This is a genomic window from Vreelandella titanicae (genome assembly GCF_014697095.1).
Lineage (GTDB): Bacteria > Pseudomonadota > Gammaproteobacteria > Pseudomonadales > Halomonadaceae > Vreelandella > Vreelandella titanicae.
In genome coordinates, this window is sequence record NZ_CP059082.1 from 3795994 (window position 1) to 3814319 (window position 18326).

The following is an 18326-nucleotide window of genomic DNA, read 5'->3' on the forward strand; positions in this document are numbered from 1 at the left end:
AATATTAGCTTTCTGTCTTCCTTGCGCATGTGCTTGCTTTTGATACCTATTACTGAAAAGACGCGCGTATAAAGCCCTACATTGTATTGGGCAGATAAGTGGCAATAAACGGGAAACAGAAAATAAATACAATGGTCACGACTTCCATCAGGATGAACCAGGAAGCGCCGTAAAAGACATCCGTGAGCGAAGTATCCTTATCCAGTCCAGCAATGACGTACACGTTCAACCCTATCGGCGGGGTGATCAAGCCGATTTCACACATCTTGATCGCCAATATACCGAACCAGATGGGATCGAAGCCCAGGCTCGTCACAACAGGAAAGAGAATAGGCAAGGTGATGACTAACATGGAAAAGGCATCCAGGAACATTCCCATGGGGACATATAGCAGCAGAATCAGCGCGATAATCACGATAGCGGGAAGTGGTAAGTCGATCACCCAGCCCGAGATCAACTGCGGAATCTGGATCAAACTCAAGAAGAAACTGTAGACCCCTGCGCCCAGCATGGTCATCATGATCATGACCGTCGTGTTGACCGCATCACGCGAAGAGGTACCAATCGACTGTAACTTGGCCGATCTATCCTGCCGAGAAGCCAGCAGAAACAGGATGGAAGCGACCGCCCCAAGCGAGGCTGCCTCGGTAGGCGTCGCCCAACCCGTATAGATGCTACCCAGCACCACAATGATTAATACCAGTAACTGCCAAGAGCGGCGCAACGAGGTAAAGCGCTTTTTCCAACCAACCCGTTCTCCCTTCGGGCACATATCGGGTTTCAGAACAGAGATGATGAAAACCCCGGCCACGAACACGGCGACTGACAGTATGCCTGGCAGAATACCGGCCACCAGCATCTTGCCAGCAGACACTTCCGTCAATGCCGCGTAGAAGACCAACAATACACTCGGGGGGATCAACACGCCCAGCACACCACCGGCCGCGACACAGCCCGCCGAAAGGCGCTTATCGTAGCCGGCCGCCTTCATTTCGGGTAACGAAATGGAGCCTACCGTTGCAGCAGTGGCCACGCTGGAGCCGGATGTCGCGGAGAAACCAGCGCACGTTAGAATCGTAGAAATCGCCAAACCAGCGGGTAAATGCCCGCACCACCGCTTCGCCACGTGAAAGAGCGACTTTCCAACCCCCGCATGAAGGGCAAAGTTACCCATGATGATAAATAACGGGATGACGGTTAACAGGTACGCAGCCGTTTCATCAAAGGCAAAATTCTGCAGGACATTATAGACATAGCTCAGATCCTGAACCATGACGATACCGACAATACCCGCCAGACCCAAGGCTGCGAACACAGGGACACCCAACCCCATGAGCACAAAAATAAGCCCCACGGAAATCAAGCCAAGCAAGCCAGGATTATTCATCAGCAGCCCCAAAGGAAGAATAGATAGCAAGAATGAAATGTAACGTCATTTGTATGAAGGCCAGCAGAAGACCACAAGCAACGATAATTTTTACCCACCAGATAGGCATCTGAACGATTCCCCAGCGGAACTCCTTATCTAGAAACGAGCTATAAGCCCCCTCTATGGTGGGCACGGTAATAGCTAACAGGAAAATAGCCGCAAACAACCAACCAATCCCTTCCCACGCCTGCTTGACCGGAAAAGATCTGTTTTCACTTATCAACGACACACGGATATGTTTTTTGTCGTGCTGAGCCCATAACAGGCCCAGGTAAACAATGATTGCCATTGAAACTTCGGAAAACTCGTAAACACCCGGTAGTGGAAAATTGAACAAGCTGCGAGACGTTGCATCGAGTGCAGTAGACAACATCATGAACAGCAGCGCTGCCGCAGCAATGACGCCTGTTACACTCGCCAAGCGCGACTCTATCTTCCGTAATGCAGCTAATTTTTTCACTTCAGCCTGTTTTGGGTCTGTTTTTTCTAATACACCCATCGTGCGTTACTCCAACGGCATGACAAAGCAGTGGGCTGCTATTCAGCAGCCCTGGTGGAATGCAGCTATTTGTGAAGTAGCGCCAGGAATCAGGATATATCCTGATAAATCTCGTAGGGTGTCTTCAGCTCCCCGGTACCATCATGGCGTTCAATGGCTTCATTGATGATTCCCTGCATTTCCTCGCCATCGATACCGGCACCACTTGCCACGTTATTCACCCAGTTATTGACCTGCTCGGGTTGTACCAGGTGACGCGCCCTATCGATTTGCTCATCGTCCCACTTCGAGAATTGAGCGCCCTCAGCCATTGCCTTGCGTACACGGTCTTCCGCGATGCCCGAATAGATTTCCCGGTACTTGCCCTGGTAAATTTCATCGGCCAATTCCTGCATGACTTGCTTTACGTCATCAGGCAATTGATTCCAGACATCGATACCGATCACCGTGGCCGAAGGGCCGTGAGGACCGGCGCCGATTTCGGTGATATACGGCGCGGCTTCATGCAGGGCGTAACTGATTGCGGTAATGAAATCAAAGCCGTAGGCGCCATCCAGCACGCCGCGCTCCAGGGCTGAATAGACCTCCGGTGCCGCCATGGGAATGGCACGCCCTCCCAGGCTTTCCACCACATCCGTGCCCACCCCATAACCTCGAATCCGCTTACCCTTCAGGTCTTCGATCGAGTGGATGGGATCGCGTGTTATCAGCGGGCAGTAATACCAGTTCGTCCAATACAGCACCTTGGATTTATGGCGTGTTTCCCACTCCTCCCGCAACGGCTCATAGCGCTGGTACACATCGCGGCACACCTTCAGTAGGGCATCCGCACGATCCATCTTGTAGTACCACTCGAGGCCACGGGTAACCGGCAAGTCGCTCTGGTAATAACCGGGGGAGATCAACGAAATTTCCGAAATACCATGCTTGATGGCATCAAGGTGGGCACCCGCCTTGTTGAGCGATTGCGCCCAGTAATAATCGATTTCAACGGCACCGTTGGTTCGCTTTTCCAGCTCCTCCAGGAACCACCGATCCAACACCGAAGGAGAAGCGTGTTCGGTCACATAAGAATCATACTTAAGCCGCGTGCTTGTTTGAGCAAACAACGTACTAGGCATCGTTGTCAGCGTCAGCGTGCCACCAATGGAAACAGCACTGATCTTCAAGAAGTCTCTTCTTTTCATGATTAACTCCTGACATCTTTTTGCTTTATTAGCATTATTATAAAACCCGAGTTTTTCTCGGCAGGAATAGATACTTAGTGTTATTGATTCATTATTGGCAAAGCATCATATAACTCATCCTAGCCGCTCCAGGTACGCTACGGTATACGTAGTACTACGTATCCAAGTAGGGAGTTTTACAGCCCCCTCTGAACTGGGTTGAAACACGCCAGGCCACCCCATGCTCAATCTTCCAACTGTATGATTTTTGATACTAATTCAGCGGTATTGCGACACCCCAGCTTCTTCATTATCTTGGCTCGGTGCGCTTCTACCGTCCGATGCGATATATGCAGCATCCTACCGATTTCCTTGCAAGTATGACCATTCGCTATATAGCTGGACACTTCGAGTTCGCGCATGGTCAAGTCATTAGATTTATCCCGGCCCACATTGATTTTCATGAATGACCAAACAGCTAGTTCAAAGGGAGCGTCGGGGGTTAACGTATTACCTATCGTTTTAGTCCAGAAAACTTCTCCGCGGCTATTACGCATGAAACGTTCATCAATACACTTCTTGTTCTGCAAAAGATCCTTATAACGAAGATCACCGATTGACTTGAAATCCGCATAAGAAGGATAAAGTTTCAACATCAACTGGCCGATCAACTTCTGTTTTTCATAACCAAAGAGATCACAAAAAGCATGGTTGCACTCCAGCACACGACGGTTCCTGGTGACGACAATGGCACAAGGCGCATGTTCAAACGCCACCTGAAGAAGATCTCTGCCTAGCACCGTTGCATTCATCGCTGATCACCGCCGCTGTTATCTGGGCATGCCATTATTGGCATACCACGCTCATTGACAGGTCCACCCCCCATCGATAGGCAGCGTGGTGCCGGTCATATGCGCCGCCTGGTCACCCGCCAGGTAATAGACTAACGCCGCCACATGCTCGGGAGGAACCAACTGGCCTGTAGGCTGTTTCTCCGTCACCAGATTGTGTACTGCCTCATCCCGTGAGCTTCCCAACAGGGCCATTCGCTGCTGGATCTGGGGCCACAGAATAGGCGTATCCGTCCAGCCGGGAGAAATGGCATTGACCGTAATATTCTGGGTCGCCGTCTCCAGTGCCAGTACCTTGGTAAGCCCCACCACACCATGTTTGGCAGCCACATAAGCAGCTTTATTGGCGGAACCCACCAACCCATGTACCGAAGAAAGGTTGATGATACGCCCCCATCCTGAATGGCGCATGTCCTCAACCGCGTGCTGAATGCACCGGTAAACCGCCGTTAGATTGATCGCTAGAATGTCCAACCAAGTGGCCGCATCAAACTCCTGTATGGGAGCCGTTTTCTGAATACCGGCGTTATTGACCAGAATATCGACCCGCAGCCCTTCTTCACGGAGATCCGCAAATAGCGCGTCAATGGCCGAAATTTGCTTCAAGTCCGCTTGAAAGTAATGGACAACAGGCGCACCGGCTTGGCGCAGTTCCTCGACGAACCGGGTAACAACCGTATCGCTTTCAGCGCGGATGTCATGAACGATCACCGAGTCCCCCTGGCCTGCGAATTGGTGGCATATCGCACGCCCGATACCGCCCAATGCCCCGGTGACCAGCAGGGTTCTAGACGCGTGAGGCGTTGTTACCGTTGAGCTTGTTGCTGTATTTGTCATCGCCGACATTGTCATTGTCCGCTCCCGGCCTTAATCGACACGTTGCAAGAGGCTGGCGTAATTGGCCACCGCCAGACCGCCCATATTGAAGACAGCACCCGTATGCGCATCCGCAATCTGGCACCCGCCCGCTTCACCCAGCAATTGGCGTGCCGCCATGACATGCATGGAAACCCCGGTGGCACCGACCGGATGCCCTTTGGCCTTCAAGCCACCGGAAGGGTTGACCGGCAATCGGCCATCTTTCATCACCCACCCTTCCTTGATGGCGCGTGCGCCTTCGCCATAAGGCGTCAAGCCCATGCTTTCATAAATCATCAGCTCCGCGATGGTGAAGCAATCATGCACCTCCGCAAACGAGAGCGAATCGAGCGTCATGTCGGCCTCGCGCAGCACGTTCTGCCACGCTCTGGTCACACCATCGAAGACTAACGGATTACGCTGCTGCATGGGCATGAAATCCGTGACCTGGGTGCGCGCAAGGAAACGCACCTTTTGTGCGGCGGCATCCGCCACATCCTTGGACGAGACCACCACCGCCGCCGCCCCATCGGAAACGGGAGAACAATCGGTACGCTTCAGCGGTGCCGCCACCACCGGGTTCTTTTCCGATACAGCCTCACAGAACGCCACGCCCACGTCTTTCTGTAGCTGCGCATAAGGGTTATGCACCCCGTTGGCATGGTTTTTCGCGGCAATACGTGCCAGTGCTTCCGTCTGGTCGCCGTAGGCCTCGAAATAGCGGGCCGCCACATCGGCAAACACCCCCGCAAACCCCGAACGTTGATGCCGGGTTTCCGGCTGGTAACTCGCCCCCAATAGCCCTTTACCGATCCGGGAAGCATCGGCATCGGTCATTTTTTCGGCACCGATCACCAGCACATTGCGGGCCAGGCCCCCCTCGATCAGATTGATCGCCTGATGCAACGCCGCCGAGCCACTGGCGCAAGCATTCTCTACCCGGGTAGTCGGCTTGAAACGCATGTCCGGCAGCGCGTTCAGCACCAGCGATGCCGGAAACTCCTGATCACACATGCCGCTATTAAAATTCCCGATGTAGACAGCATCGATATCCTTTGCCTCCATCTGTGCCGATGCCAATGCCTCGACCGCGGCCTCGCCTATCAGCTGTTCGAGCGACTGCTCGAGTTTACCGAAGCGTGTGTGCCCACCGGTGCCAATGATATAAGTACGCATGGAACGAACTCCCTAGCTGGTGACGCCATCGAGCCGCTTGCGCAGCTCGGTTTTAAGGATCTTGCCGTAGGCATTCTTGGGCAAGTCAGTGAGGAAATGGTACGACTTGGGGCGTTTGAAACGCGCCATCCTGTTAAGGCAGAACTGATCGAGCGCCGTGGTATCGAGCGAGACCGAGCAGGCGATGAACGCCATCACCACCTCGCCCCACTCGGCATCACGCTGCCCCACCACGGACACTTCTTTGACCCCGGGAAATTGCAACAACACCTCTTCCACTTCACGTGGATAGATGTTCGTGCCACCGCTGATAATCACGTCCTTCAGGCGATCCGTCAGGTAGAGAAAACCCTGCGGGTCGAGATGGCCTATATCCCCTGTCCGCAGCCACCCATCACGCAGCGTTTCTTGTGTCGCGGCAGGGTTATTCCAGTAGCCCGCCATCACCATATCGCCACGCACACAGACTTCCCCCTCTTGGCCGCAGGGCAGGCAGCTACCCTCCTGATCCTGGATAGTGACTTCGAGCTGAGGATGCGACTGGCCCACTGGCAACAAGGGCGAGCCCTCGGCATCCCCGCTCAAGCACTGCGGCGTCAGTTGATGGTGCTGCCCCTTGCCCAGGAAGGTAATGGTCATGGGGCTTTCCCCCTGTCCATAGATCTGCACCAGTCGGTGCCCGAATACCCTTAACGCCTCCTCGAGATCCTTGGCGTACATGGGGCCGCCGCCATAGGTGATGGTAGCGATATGTGCGGCACTATACTCAGGCTGGTGCGCCGCCAGGTAGTCCAGCACGCGACGGATCATCGTGGGGGCCAGGAACATGGAAACGTGGTCATGGCCCGCCAGGGTAGACACGAAACTCTCACCCGAGAACTTCAAGGAACCGGGAATGACATTGGCGCCGCCTGCCATCAGGTAAGGCACGATATACAGCCCTGAACCGTGGGACATGGGGGCAAAATGCACCAGCCTGCTTTGCGCCGTCACCGGTTCGATGTTGGCCGCATAGCACGCCGACATGGCCGCCAGATTGAGATGGGTCAGCGTCGCGCCCTTCGGCTTGCCCGTGGTACCGCTGGTATAGAATATCCATGCCGGTGCGTCAGGGGCACGGAAAACCGGTCGATCGAAGCTCTCTTCATGAACAAGACCTTCCGGCAGCATGGGGGGCAAAACGAGTGTGTCGGTGAGGGCCTGGGCTACATCATCACGTTCGCAGAACACGATGCAGCTGCCGCTATCATCCGCAATGTAACCGACTTCCGCCACGCTCAGCTTGGCATTGACCGGCACCACCACCAGGCCCGCGTACCAGGCGCCGCATAGCAGTTCGATATAGACAGGGCTGTTGGGCAGAAAGAGGGCGACTCGCTCCCCCGGCGCTAAGCCTTGCCGGGCAAAAAACGTTGCCCAGCGCCGGGCTTGGCAAGCCAGCTCAGCGTAACTGAGCGCCGGCACATCCCCCTGGTAAGTCGCGATACGATGAGGAAACCTAACGGCATTGACGGCTAGGTAATTGGCCACATTCAAGGAGCATTCTCCTGCTTTAGTTATTATTGCTCCTTTAGGCTAGGGGTTGTGGCTACCTAGTGATATACGTAGTAATACGAAGCCCGCTAGACTAATAGTCTAGTGTCGGTGCTGGCATCACCCCTGATCTCATGATGGGAAGGCCGACCCACTCACTACAATCTCAAGCGCTGAAGCGCCGTCCACCTTAAACCAAACCCGGAAGTCAAATGTTTAGCCGTCCTGAGCGGTAATCACCAACACATCGCCTTTTAGCATCATGGGGGCAATAACAGCGCCACCTTTACTATCAGGGCTCATGCCAACACGGACCGCCTGGCGCGTCAGGGTGTCGATAAAGCAGACGCGGGCTTTGGGGGCGTATTTTTTGATGTTGGCGGTGTTTTCAGGCCGCTTGTGTGGCTTTGAGATGTTCTGGTTTATCTATATACAGCTGTTCTAGGCTTAGGAAAAAGCCGCTGGACTGACTCTGGCCGCACTCTAGCCGTGACTGAGTCAGTAACCGTGAGCTTTCAATGGAAACCGGTGCTGCCAGCAGGATAAAAACGAATAAGATGTGGCAGTCATTCTTGTGCGCGTAGCCCACCCTGCCCCGAGTGCCTGGGCGACTTTGCGAAGCATCGCGCGCTGATCCTCAAACAGGATCATTATTGGCTCCTTGCACCAGTCATCAGATGTTGCGAGAGCTGTTCAGCGGCCACTTTGCTTTCACGGGGATGGCCCAAACGTATGGCATCTACCAACGCTAACATCGCATAAAGTTCTTTATCACGCCGTACAGCGTAAGTTGCCGTTTTGAACAACGGCTCTACCGCCGGACCTTTACTATTGCCTCGCGGGTCAGGCCAAACCAATAGCAACTCACCCGCACTGTAAATTTGGCCTTTTAACACCGGTGCTGCAAAAGTGGTGGCAATTCCACGCGTAATTTCACCAGGCCTAGCTGGGAATACGTAGCGCAGACCATGCACAATAAAATCAAATAGGGCTCTGACATTCGCACGCGGCACGCCGGTTTTGCGATCTTTTCGCACGAGGCCAACCTCGATGCAGCGTTTCAGCGATAGGCTGATTTGGCTTTTGCTTATCCCTGTTTCAGCTGCCAAGGCCCTTACGCTGTAACACTCTTTAAGTCGCAAACGATGGGCCAAGAAAGCGGCTGGGATACCGAGCCCCAGCCCAGGTGTTCTTAGGTGAATATTCAGGAGCACTAGAAACCACAGGTGCTGCACTTATTAGCTGAATTCAGAACCGAACCCACTCACAACCTATTCAAGTGACACAAAAGCTTTTACGGTTTGGAAAATCTGTGAAACTTAATCTTTAATGCCAGCATAAAGCGCCAAGTAGCGGTTTTTGGAAGGTAGTAGATGCTGGCGACACAGGTCAGACAAGCGTTCGCGGTCTTCGTCGCGAATGGCGTCAATCATCAATTGGTGTTCATTTCTGGCTTGAGCCAGAGCATCGCGATCCGTAATCGCGATAAAGCGGATGCCATGCGCCTTCTGGGCGAACTCATTAATAGTAGCGTACAAATATTCATTCCCGCAGGCTCTGAATAAGGTGCGGTGAAAAGCGATGTTCATATGGAATACTTGCCTTAGGTCGTGAGCATTCACGGCTGAGCTGTGCTGCTGATGAACATCTTCAAGCTCTGAAAGCCATTCCTGCGGAGCTGGCAGGGGCAGTCTACTCACTGCAGCTAATTCGAGAATCTCACGCATAGCGTAGACATCCTCGACCTCTTCCGGCGGATAACTCCGGACGAAAGCACCTCTGTTTTTGATGCGCTCAGTTAAACCGATGGTATCGAGTTGGAAGAGAGCCTGGCGAACAACGTGTCGCTTGCAGTCGAAGCGCTCCATCATGGCCTCTTCGACCAGCCGCTCACGCGGGTGCAGTCGGCCGAGCACAATGTCCTCTTCTACAGCGGCCACGATGTCATCGACACCGTTTGCAGGTGTAGAGGATTGAGTCTCGGCGCCACTTACAGTGGGCGGCTGGGCGGTTCGGTTCATGATCGCTTTCTCAGCATTCTTTGCGGTGCATAAGGAAAATAAGTGTATCAAACTCGCTTTCAGGCTTCATTCCGTCTTGGTATCCGGCACGTAGGTTCAGGCCGACAGGCACGGAAATCGCACCCTTGTTCGGCTTGAAGGATTTGCTCCATAAACAGACGCCGATAGCCCAGCAGTGGCGCTCCGCCCTCCTCCCCCTTGAGGGATTGGCGTCTAGCATCGAGCACCTTGTTATCCACTTCTAGGTTCAACTGATTGTTAGCAACATCAAGCGATATGAAATCGCCATCGCGTACCAACCCAAGCGGGCCACCCTCAGCGGATTCTGGAGAGACGTGGAGCACAATAGTACCTGCTGCGGTGCCACTCATGCGCCCGTCAGATATGCGAACCATATCTTTGACGCCTTGAGCGGCGAGTTTCTTGGGAATCGGAATGTAACCCGCTTCTGGCATACCCGGTGCCCCTTTGGGCCCTATGTTCTGTAGTACTAGCACGTCGTCAGCTTGCACATCCAGACCCGGGTCATCAATACGGTTAGCCAAGTCTTCTAGACCTGTGAACACGACAGCACGACCGCGGTGAGTCATAAGATCGGCCGAGGCAGCTGACTGCTTAATAATGGCGCCAGACGGTGCCAAGTTACCACGCAAGACTGCTATACCACCCTGGGCGTAGACCGGGCTGTGCATGGATCGCACGACCTTCTGATCAATGAGATAGACGGCGGCATCGATGTTCTCGCCCAAGGTATGGCCATTGATGGTCATGGCGCTCAAGTGTAACAACGGTTTTAACTCACGTAACAAGGTGGGCAGGCCGCCTGCCCGATGCAAATCTTCCATGTACCCTTCTCCTGATGGTTTGAGATCCATCAGTACAGGGGTTTCCTGGCTCATTCGGTCAAATGCCTCAAGATCAATGTCGATGCCCAAGCGCCCTGCGATAGCGGTCAGATGAATCAACGCATTGGTCGAGCCACCCAAAGAGAGAAGTACGCGCAGGGCATTTTCGAAAGCTTCAGGAGTAAGAATTTGATCTGGTGTAACGCCCGCGTGTGCAAGTGCTACAGCCTGCGCGCCTGATTGTTCGGCAATGCGTTGCCGATCAGCGTAGACAGCCGGGGCGGTGGCGCTGTTGGGCAGCATTATTCCCAGTGTCTCGGCTAGGCAGGCCATGGTGCTTGCGGTGCCCATTACCGAGCAAGTACCCACGGTAGGGACCAACTTGTCGTTGACTTCGTTAATTTCCGCTTCGTCGATGTCATTACCACGGTAGGAGGCCCAGTAACGGCGACAGTCGGTGCAGGCTCCGACGCGCGTACCACGGTGTGAGCCAGCGAGCATGGGGCCGGTGACGACTTGGACTGTTGGAACACCAGCGCTAGCGGCGGCCATCAACTGTGCGGGTACGGTCTTATCGCAACCGCCGATCAGCACCACGGCATCCATCGGCTGGGCACGAATCATCTCCTCCGTATCCAATGCCATAAGGTTACGCAGGTACATGCTGGTGGGGTTAGCGAAAGATTCATGAAGAGTAATGGTGGGAAAGTCTACTGGTAAGCCGCCAGCGAGCATGACGCCACGTTTAACGCTCTCGACCAATCCAGGCACATTGCCATGACAGGCATTGTAGCCACTGTAGGTATTGGCAATCCCAATGACCGGACGCGAGAGCGCATCATCCGTATAACCCATGCCCTTAATGAAGGCCTTGCGCAGAAAGAGCGAAAAGTCTGCATCGCCATAGTTGGTTAGTCGGTTGGACATGCCCAAGGTGGGGGCTTCAGATGTCGATTCATGACGCTCATTGCCGTTGCTATTGTTTTTAAAGTTCTGGCTCATTGCGGTTTCCTCTACTTTATTCGCGGCTTCTCGGAGGTGTCCGTAAATACGGCTCTCGATCCTCAGGCTAGGCGGTATAAATCTAGCTGGCAAGATTATTAATAATATTATTGACAATATTATTGATGTGCAACTACGTTGGATAGTGCAAGCACGCCTTGCTCAACCATGTGCATCACAACGACAAACAGCACTTGAGGTAATAACAATGAAAATCCGTAGCATTTACACAGCGTCCCTACTATCCGCCCTGATACTTTCAGGCGCCGCTCAGGCGGAGTATTCAGCAGCCGATGAGATTAAGGTGCTTCAAGGATTTAAGGCAGGTGGAGGCAGCGATACCTTGGCCCAGTTGACCCAACCATTTTTGCGAGAATCCCTGGGCGTGGAATTTATTAATGAATACATTCCCGGCGCCACAGGCGCGATTGCATGGACGCGGCTAACCCAACAGTCGGCAAATGATGGCAGCGTCATCAGCATCACCAATACCCCGATGCTGATGACGAACTACATCATGAATGACGCTATTAATTACTCAATCGACGAGCTAACGCCCATCGCCAACGTGGTAACCGACCCAGGCGTTATCGTGGTGCCGGAAGACAGCCCCTATCAAACAGTGGAAGATTTTCTCGCTGCTGCCGAGGAACGCCCCGGTCAGATTACAGTGGCAAATTCAGGCGTCGGCGGTGATGACTTCTTTTCAACCATCATGATTGAGAAGGCAACGGGGCTGTCCTTCCAAAAAGTGCCTTTCCAAGGCGATGGCCCCTCCGCGACAGCAGCCCTGGGAAGCAAGGTCGACGCCAGTTTCAATAACCTTGGTAATGTCTATGGCCACATTAAGTCGGGCAGCCTGCGCCCCCTCGCCGTCTTCACCAAAGAGCGTCTAGATATCCTGCCTGATGTGCCCACCATGATTGAGAAAGATATTGATGTCGTGGCCGGCTCTTCACGCGGTTACAGCGCACCAGCAGGCATTCCAGATGAAGCACGAGATAAGCTGATTGCTGCCTTTGAAGCCCTAAAAGATAACGAGGAATTCCAGCAGACGGCTCAGGAACGTGCCATGAATCTCGACATCCAGACCGGTGACGACTACGGCCAGATGATGCAAGACATGGAAGGCCAATTCGAGGAAATCTGGGCAGATGTCAAAGATGAGGTCAACCAGTAAGTCGCTTAACCGGCAGAGGGAAATGGCGAATCGACAAAGGGGTATGAAATGAACATAAGTCGTCTAGTCTTAGGATTTTTTGCCATTGGCATAGCAGCGACCTTTTATATCACTGCGATGGGCTATCCGGCTAAGGCGGCGAACATGCCCCTTATCTATTCGGTTGCCGTCGCCTTATTGGGAGCGGCGATGGTGGGCCAGGAAGTATTCAGTATCCTGCGTCGGCGTCAGCTCTCGGCCGAGGGAGCAGCAACCTCCCATACTGCCGCACCAGAGGAGGAGAGCGTCAGCGGCCAAGCTAGGCACCGCAAGCCATGGAAGGCAATGCTGATTTTCTTATTGGCCGCCGTCTACCTCTACACCATTTCGATAACAGGGTACCTGATTGCCACTGTTGGTTTCATGGTCGTGGCGTTAGCGATGATCGGACATGTTTCGTGGCGCTTCGCCGCCATAGGCATTGGGGTGTTGGTCGCGGTGGTGTGTTTGGTTTTCATTGGCTTTCTAGGCCTGCCTGTCCCGCTACTGCCGCCTCTGTTTTCCTCATAACGATAATTAGAGCACCCCTTATTTCCGGCTCGCATTGCTTAGAAAGAAATTGCAGCACGCTGGGAGGGGGTGCCTGACGCAGGCTTCTGGAGTCTAGTCATATGGATAATCTTGTTCTGGTGGGCCTGACCAACGTCATCACGTTCACCAATATCTCCCTGATACTTGGCGGCACCCTGCTGGGGCTGTTTGTAGGCGCCATGCCGGGACTCTCGGCGACCATGGCGTTGGCGCTGCTATTACCTCTAACCTTTGGCATGAATCCGGCCTCGGGTCTCAGCATGCTGGCTTCGCTCTATGTGGGGGCCTCCTACGGTGGCTCTATCGCCGCCATTCTATTGAAGACGCCAGGCACCCCTTCGGCCGCGGCGACAGTACTTGATGGATTTCCGCTCTCGCAACAAGGCCAGGCCGGAAGGGCATTAGGAGTGTCGCTCTTCGCTTCTTTTATCGGGGGGCTGCTGAGCGGCATCGCCCTACTCACTGCAGCGCCGTTGCTTGGCGTACTGGTACTCAAGTTCGGCCCTATCGAGCTGTTCGCGATTGCTGTATTGGGTATCACCATCATTGGCTCTTTATCACAAGGCTCAGTCGTCAGTGGCCTGCTTTCTGGCACCCTGGGATTACTGTTGAGCACAGTAGGTATGGATCTCATCACCGGCACGCCACGAATGACCTACGGGGTCATTAACCTGTTTTCGGGTATCGAATTCACCGTCGCACTGATCGGTCTGTTCTCGATCCCGCAAGCGCTGATATTGATCGAGAATGCCCATGGTGCTCAGAAGGTGGCAAGCAAAATCACCGATAGGTTGATTCCGCCTCTCGCTGAGATTCGCCGCTTGTTACCCAATATCTTCCGTTCCAGTGGCATCGGCATCATCACTGGCCTAATTCCCGGTACCGGCGGCGATACTGCCAGTTGGTTCGCTTACAACGAAGCCAAGCGCTTTGCCAAAGATAAGAGTCGCTTTGGCAAGGGAGACATTGCGGGTGTCGCTGCACCTGAAGCGGCCAACAATGCGGTGGTGGGTGGTGCCTTGATACCCACCATTGCTCTGGGTATTCCTGGCAGTTCCTCTACTGCCATTCTGCTAGGTGCGCTAATGGTTCAGGGCATCCTGCCCGGCCCTAACCTGCTGACTGACTATGGCGATGTCACTTACACCCTCATCTGGGCGGTGATTTTCGCCAACATAGGCCTACTGCTGGTGGGGCTACTGTTCACTCGGCTCTGTGTAAGCGTAACGCGGGTACCTGACAGCTTCGTGGCCTGCTCCATCATCACGCTGTGTGTGATTGGTGCCTTTGCTATCAACAATAGCTTGTTTGAAGTTGGGCTGATGCTGGGCTTTGGGCTGTTTGGTTACTGGATGAACAAAGCCGGTGTCTCACCAGCGCCAATGGTGATCGGGCTGATTCTGGGGCCGGTCATGGAGACCAGTTACCAACAGTCAATGCTGATCGGGCAAGGCAACCTGAGCATCTTTTTGACCAGCCCCATTGCCGTGGTGCTGTTATGCATCGCCGCTTTCTCGATCCTGCAACCGACCCCCCTCTTTCGCTGGCTGCGGGTTGCACTGCGCCAGTGTACTCAGCCTGAGTGACCTTACTCTCAATTCGAGGATTCATCATGACAACGATAACCGAAGTACGTACTCGAACGGTCAATGTACCGCTAGACAACCCCACCAGCTTTTCTAATCGACAGGTACTTAAGCGAGATTATGTACTAGTGGAAGTGGTGGGTGATGATGGTCATATAGGCATTGGGTTTTGCTATGGCGGCAATAATGCTGGCTCACTAGTGGCAAATGCGGTACGGGAACTGCTGAAGCCGGTGCTGTTGGGAGCGGACGCTCATTCGACCGAAGCACTGTGGCAAGCGATGTATCAGGAATCGCTTCTTCATGGCCGCAGCGGTTCGGTGATGCGTGCCATCAGTATTTTGGATACCGCGCTGTGGGACCGTAACGCTCGGGCAGCGAAACTCCCGCTCTATAAATTTCTGGGCGCCAGCGACACCCTCAGCGTGCCGGCTTATGCCAGCGGAGGCTACTACCTAGACGGCAAAACGCCCGCGATGCTTGGCGAAGAGATGGCAGGCTACGTGTCAAAAGGTTTCACCGCGGTAAAGATGAAAGTGGGACGAGAAGACCTAGCGGGAGAGGAAGCTCGCTTGGCGGCGGTTCGCGAGGCGGTGGGCCCAGATGTACAAGTAATGATGGATGCCAACAATGCCTGGCGGGATCTGCCGTCGGCGTTAGCCTTCATGCGCATGGCAGAACCTTATAATCCGTTCTGGATCGAGGAGCCCTTTAGTCCCGATGACATTGACAATCATCGCCGCTTAGCGGAGCGCACGCCAGTTCCGGTAGCCACCGGTGAAATCGAAGCGGGACGCTGGCGCTTCAAGGAGCTGCTGGACAAAGAAGCAGCCATGATTTTGCAGACTGATGCGGCGGTTTGTGGAGGCATCACCGAGTTTCGGCGTATCGCCGCCACGGCTGCCAGCTATGGGGTGGATATTTATCCGCACTGGTTCCACGACTTGCATATCCATCTGGTGGCATCGGCGCCAAACGTCAAGATGGTCGAGTTCTTTGCCGACGATCAGGTGCTTAACTTCAGGCGCCTTGTGGATACCCAGTTGGAGTTTGCCGACGGACAATTGCTACTGCCCACCGCACCCGGACTTGGTTTTGGCTTTGATCAGGCTGCGCTTGAGCGCTATGCCATCGAGCCCTGGCAATAACGACCTTACAACAACAAGGAGAATATCATGTCCCAAGCGAGTGGAGACGTCTGGTCACCGGTGATTACCCCCTTCGGCGCCGACTTGGCGCCGGATACGCAACGTTTTGTGGCGCACTGCCAATGGCTGGCCTCAAATGGTGTCGGCTTGGCCGTGTTCGGCACAAATTCTGAAGCCAACTCAATGACGGTGGGCGAGAAACAGGAGCTTTTAAAAGCGCTAGTGCATGGCGGTGTCGATCCCTCCAGGATTATGCCCGGCACCGGGAGCTGTACAATTGATGATTGCGTGGCGCTGACACGCGAGGCAGTGGACAGTGGCTGTGCCGGTGTGCTGATGCTACCGCCCTTCTACTATAAGGGTGTTAGCGATGAAGGCTTGTTCCGCTATTACAGTGAGGTGATCAATCGCATCGCAAATTCGCGCCTACGGATCTACCTCTACCATATCCCGCCGGTCACTCATGTCCCGCTCTCGTTTGAACTGATCGAGCGTTTACGTGACGCCTTCCCGGGCATCATTGCTGGCATCAAGGACAGCGGCGGAGACTGGGAGCACACCAAAGGGTTAACCGAGCGCTTTGCTGGGCAAGACTTTGCTGTGTATGCCGGCAGCGAGCGGTTCTTGCTGGATACCCTACGAGCAGGCGGTGCTGGCTGCATTAGCGCCACTGCCAACGTCAATCCGGCCGCCATCGTTGAGTTGGCCCGGCATTGGCAGGCGGACGATGCCGACGTTCATCAGCAGAACCTCAATGTTATACGCGACCTATTTGAAAAGTACCCACTGATCCCTGCCATGAAGGAGGCAACAGCTTACTTCTCAGGAAAAGACGCTTGGCGGCGTGTGCGCCCGCCTTTAGTAGAGCTGGAGGAGCAGCGTGTATCTGAACTCGTGTCTTCGCTTAAAGCGATAGGATTCCAGATGGAAGGCATAGGTGAGGCGAGCCATGGATGAGCAAACGAAATCGTGGCGTATTGTCGCTGTACGACGGCTCAGTGAAGCCCTGCTTGAGGCACTTTCCGAAGTTGCCGAGGTCGACTATTTCGAGGACGTGGACGAATCAAACCGTGCTGATTTCATGGCAGCGCTTTCCAGAGCTCATGGCCTAATCGGCGGTAAGCTAGAACTCAATGAGGCAATGCTAGCCGAGGCGCCTGCGCTTCAAGTGGTATCCACCATTTCAGTGGGCTATGACCACCTGCCCCTTAAGGCACTGAATCAACGCCGCATTCTACTCTGCAATACGCCAGATGTGCTTACCGAAACCACTGCCGACACAGCATTTATGCTAATCATGGCGACCCAGCGGCGGCTAGTCGAACTGTCCAACCTTGTCCGCGATGGCGGCTGGCGAACACATATCGGTCCCGAATACTTCGGTATTGATGTACACGGCAAAACCCTAGGCATCGTGGGTGCTGGTCGCATTGGTGCGGCGATTGCACGACGGGGAGCGTTGGGTTTTGGTATGCCCATTCTCTATACCGCCGCCTCATCCAAGCCTGCGCTTGAGCAGCAGTTAGGGGCGAAAAGGCGTGAGCTGAATGACCTGTTAGCTGAAGCAGATATCGTCTGCCTCAGCGCGCCCTATAACAGCGATACACATCACTTAATTGACGCAGATGCTCTAGCACGGATGAAAACGACGGCTGCCCTAATCAATATAGCGAGAGGTAAAGTGGTCGACGAGCTAGCACTGATCAAGGCACTCCACTCCGGCGGAATCCGTGCAGCTGGGCTTGACGTGTTCGTAGAGGAACCGCTTCCACCCGATTCGCCACTGGCGGCCATGGACAATGTAGTGACGACTCCACACATTGGCTCGGCGACCCATGAAACACGTGAGGCCATGGCACAGTTGGCAGTCGATAATCTGCTGGGCACGCTGATCGGCAGCGGCCCGCTTACCGCGGTTAATGAGCATGTTTGGCGACGGGCTGATGCTATTGAGGAAACATGATGCCTCGCCGCCTACAACACATCTTGTGTCTTGATGATTTCGAGCGGGCCACTCAGCGGCATTTAGTCCCGGCCGGTTTGTCGCGGTGGGGAGCGTCCATGAACTGCCCGAGAACGCCCACCATTGTGACGATGACAGCACACCGCGCTGAAGGTCATCGGTGAAGCAGTCAGCGAGGAGCTACATGTGGTGCCCGCCCGGATCGAGGTGATCCGTCATGTGCGGCGTCAAGATCGCCCCAGCGTCCGCCAAGCATGAGATTGCTGTGACATCTCCAAATACGATGATGGCGTGACCTCACAGAAACTCCGGACAAGTGTCACCTATATGCCACTTATGAAACGCTAACAAACAAAAACGGCCACTGTAGCAATTAGCTAAGTGACCGTTTTATATGTTTTTGGTCGGAGCGACAGGATTCGAACCTGCGACCTTTGCAACCCCATTGCAACGCGCTACCAAGCTGCGCCACGCTCCGCTGTCTTTATTGGCCGCTACA

17 protein-coding genes, 1 tRNA gene and 1 pseudogene are annotated in these 18326 nt (G+C 54.2%); 8 read left to right on the top strand and 11 right to left on the bottom strand.

What is annotated here, in order from left to right; translation table 11 throughout:
• Positions 1–76: 76 nt before the first annotated feature.
• The 8 genes from HZS52_RS17590 to HZS52_RS17625 form a co-directional block, all read right to left on the bottom strand.
• On the bottom strand, positions 77–1387 hold the full coding sequence (locus HZS52_RS17590) for a TRAP transporter large permease (RefSeq protein ID WP_190373257.1): 1311 nt from the start codon (positions 1385–1387) through the stop codon (positions 77–79).
• A complete protein-coding gene (locus HZS52_RS17595; RefSeq protein WP_190373258.1) occupies positions 1380–1928 on the bottom strand; it encodes a TRAP transporter small permease subunit in 549 nt (182 codons plus the stop codon). Before HZS52_RS17595 ends, HZS52_RS17590 begins: the two co-directional genes overlap by 8 nt.
• A gap of 89 nt (positions 1929–2017) precedes the next feature.
• On the bottom strand, positions 2018–3115 hold the full coding sequence (locus HZS52_RS17600) for a C4-dicarboxylate TRAP transporter substrate-binding protein (RefSeq protein WP_022523572.1): 1098 nt from the start codon (positions 3113–3115) through the stop codon (positions 2018–2020).
• 224 nt (positions 3116–3339) lie between these two features.
• Positions 3340–3906, bottom strand: a complete 567-nt coding sequence (locus HZS52_RS17605) for a LuxR C-terminal-related transcriptional regulator (RefSeq protein ID WP_022523573.1) — start codon at positions 3904–3906, stop codon at positions 3340–3342.
• Positions 3907–3957: 51 nt separating this feature from the next.
• Positions 3958–4797, bottom strand: a complete 840-nt coding sequence (locus HZS52_RS17610; protein ID WP_022523574.1) for a 3-hydroxybutyrate dehydrogenase — start codon at positions 4795–4797, stop codon at positions 3958–3960.
• A 15-nt stretch (positions 4798–4812) separates the two neighbouring features.
• A complete protein-coding gene (locus tag HZS52_RS17615) occupies positions 4813–5979 on the bottom strand; it encodes an acetyl-CoA acetyltransferase (RefSeq protein ID WP_022523575.1) in 1167 nt (388 codons plus the stop codon).
• Between the two features lie 12 nt (positions 5980–5991).
• A complete protein-coding gene (locus tag HZS52_RS17620) occupies positions 5992–7509 on the bottom strand; it encodes a class I adenylate-forming enzyme family protein (protein ID WP_223828143.1) in 1518 nt (505 codons plus the stop codon).
• Between the two features lie 653 nt (positions 7510–8162).
• The gene (locus HZS52_RS17625; protein WP_051430439.1) at positions 8163–8621 is read right to left on the bottom strand and encodes a hypothetical protein; all 459 of its coding nucleotides are present in this window, start codon (positions 8619–8621) and stop codon (positions 8163–8165) included.
• Between the two features lie 32 nt (positions 8622–8653).
• On the opposite strand from HZS52_RS17625, the pseudogene HZS52_RS24765 reads away from it, so the two are divergent.
• Positions 8654–8758 (top strand): annotated as a pseudogene (locus HZS52_RS24765) (IS30 family transposase); the annotation flags it as partial.
• Between the two features lie 73 nt (positions 8759–8831).
• On the opposite strand, the gene HZS52_RS17630 reads toward HZS52_RS24765, so the two are convergent.
• Together HZS52_RS17630 and HZS52_RS17635 are read right to left on the bottom strand one after the other, a co-directional pair.
• Entirely contained in the window at positions 8832–9533 is a 702-nt protein-coding gene (locus tag HZS52_RS17630; RefSeq protein WP_027959316.1) for a GntR family transcriptional regulator, read from the bottom strand.
• Positions 9534–9592: 59 nt separating this feature from the next.
• Entirely contained in the window at positions 9593–11380 is a 1788-nt protein-coding gene (locus tag HZS52_RS17635; RefSeq protein WP_190373259.1) for an IlvD/Edd family dehydratase, read from the bottom strand.
• A 208-nt stretch (positions 11381–11588) separates the two neighbouring features.
• On the opposite strand from HZS52_RS17635, the gene HZS52_RS17640 reads away from it, so the two are divergent.
• The 7 genes from HZS52_RS17640 (at position 11589) to HZS52_RS24485 (ending at position 18085) form a co-directional block, all read left to right on the top strand.
• The gene (locus HZS52_RS17640) at positions 11589–12560 is read left to right on the top strand and encodes a tripartite tricarboxylate transporter substrate binding protein (RefSeq protein WP_190373260.1); all 972 of its coding nucleotides are present in this window, start codon (positions 11589–11591) and stop codon (positions 12558–12560) included.
• A 48-nt stretch (positions 12561–12608) separates the two neighbouring features.
• On the top strand, positions 12609–13109 hold the full coding sequence (locus tag HZS52_RS17645) for a tripartite tricarboxylate transporter TctB family protein (RefSeq protein ID WP_190373261.1): 501 nt from the start codon (positions 12609–12611) through the stop codon (positions 13107–13109).
• A 101-nt stretch (positions 13110–13210) separates the two neighbouring features.
• Positions 13211–14716, top strand: a complete 1506-nt coding sequence (locus HZS52_RS17650) for a tripartite tricarboxylate transporter permease (RefSeq protein WP_190373262.1) — start codon at positions 13211–13213, stop codon at positions 14714–14716.
• A 26-nt stretch (positions 14717–14742) separates the two neighbouring features.
• Positions 14743–15864 (top strand): mandelate racemase/muconate lactonizing enzyme family protein, encoded by a 1122-nt coding sequence (locus HZS52_RS17655; protein ID WP_022523585.1) that lies wholly within the window; start codon positions 14743–14745, stop codon positions 15862–15864.
• 27 nt (positions 15865–15891) lie between these two features.
• On the top strand, positions 15892–16821 hold the full coding sequence (locus HZS52_RS17660) for a dihydrodipicolinate synthase family protein (protein WP_190373263.1): 930 nt from the start codon (positions 15892–15894) through the stop codon (positions 16819–16821).
• Positions 16814–17827, top strand: coding sequence for a 2-hydroxyacid dehydrogenase (locus tag HZS52_RS17665; RefSeq protein ID WP_190373264.1), 1014 nt, complete (start codon positions 16814–16816; stop codon positions 17825–17827). The genes HZS52_RS17660 and HZS52_RS17665 overlap by 8 nt, the downstream gene beginning before the upstream one ends.
• Before the next feature lie 156 nt (positions 17828–17983).
• A complete protein-coding gene (locus HZS52_RS24485; RefSeq protein WP_223828144.1) occupies positions 17984–18085 on the top strand; it encodes an IS66 family transposase zinc-finger binding domain-containing protein in 102 nt (33 codons plus the stop codon).
• A 143-nt stretch (positions 18086–18228) separates the two neighbouring features.
• On the opposite strand, the gene HZS52_RS17675 is transcribed toward HZS52_RS24485, so the two are convergent.
• A tRNA-Pro gene (locus HZS52_RS17675) sits at positions 18229–18305 on the bottom strand.
• Positions 18306–18326 lie beyond the last annotated feature (21 nt).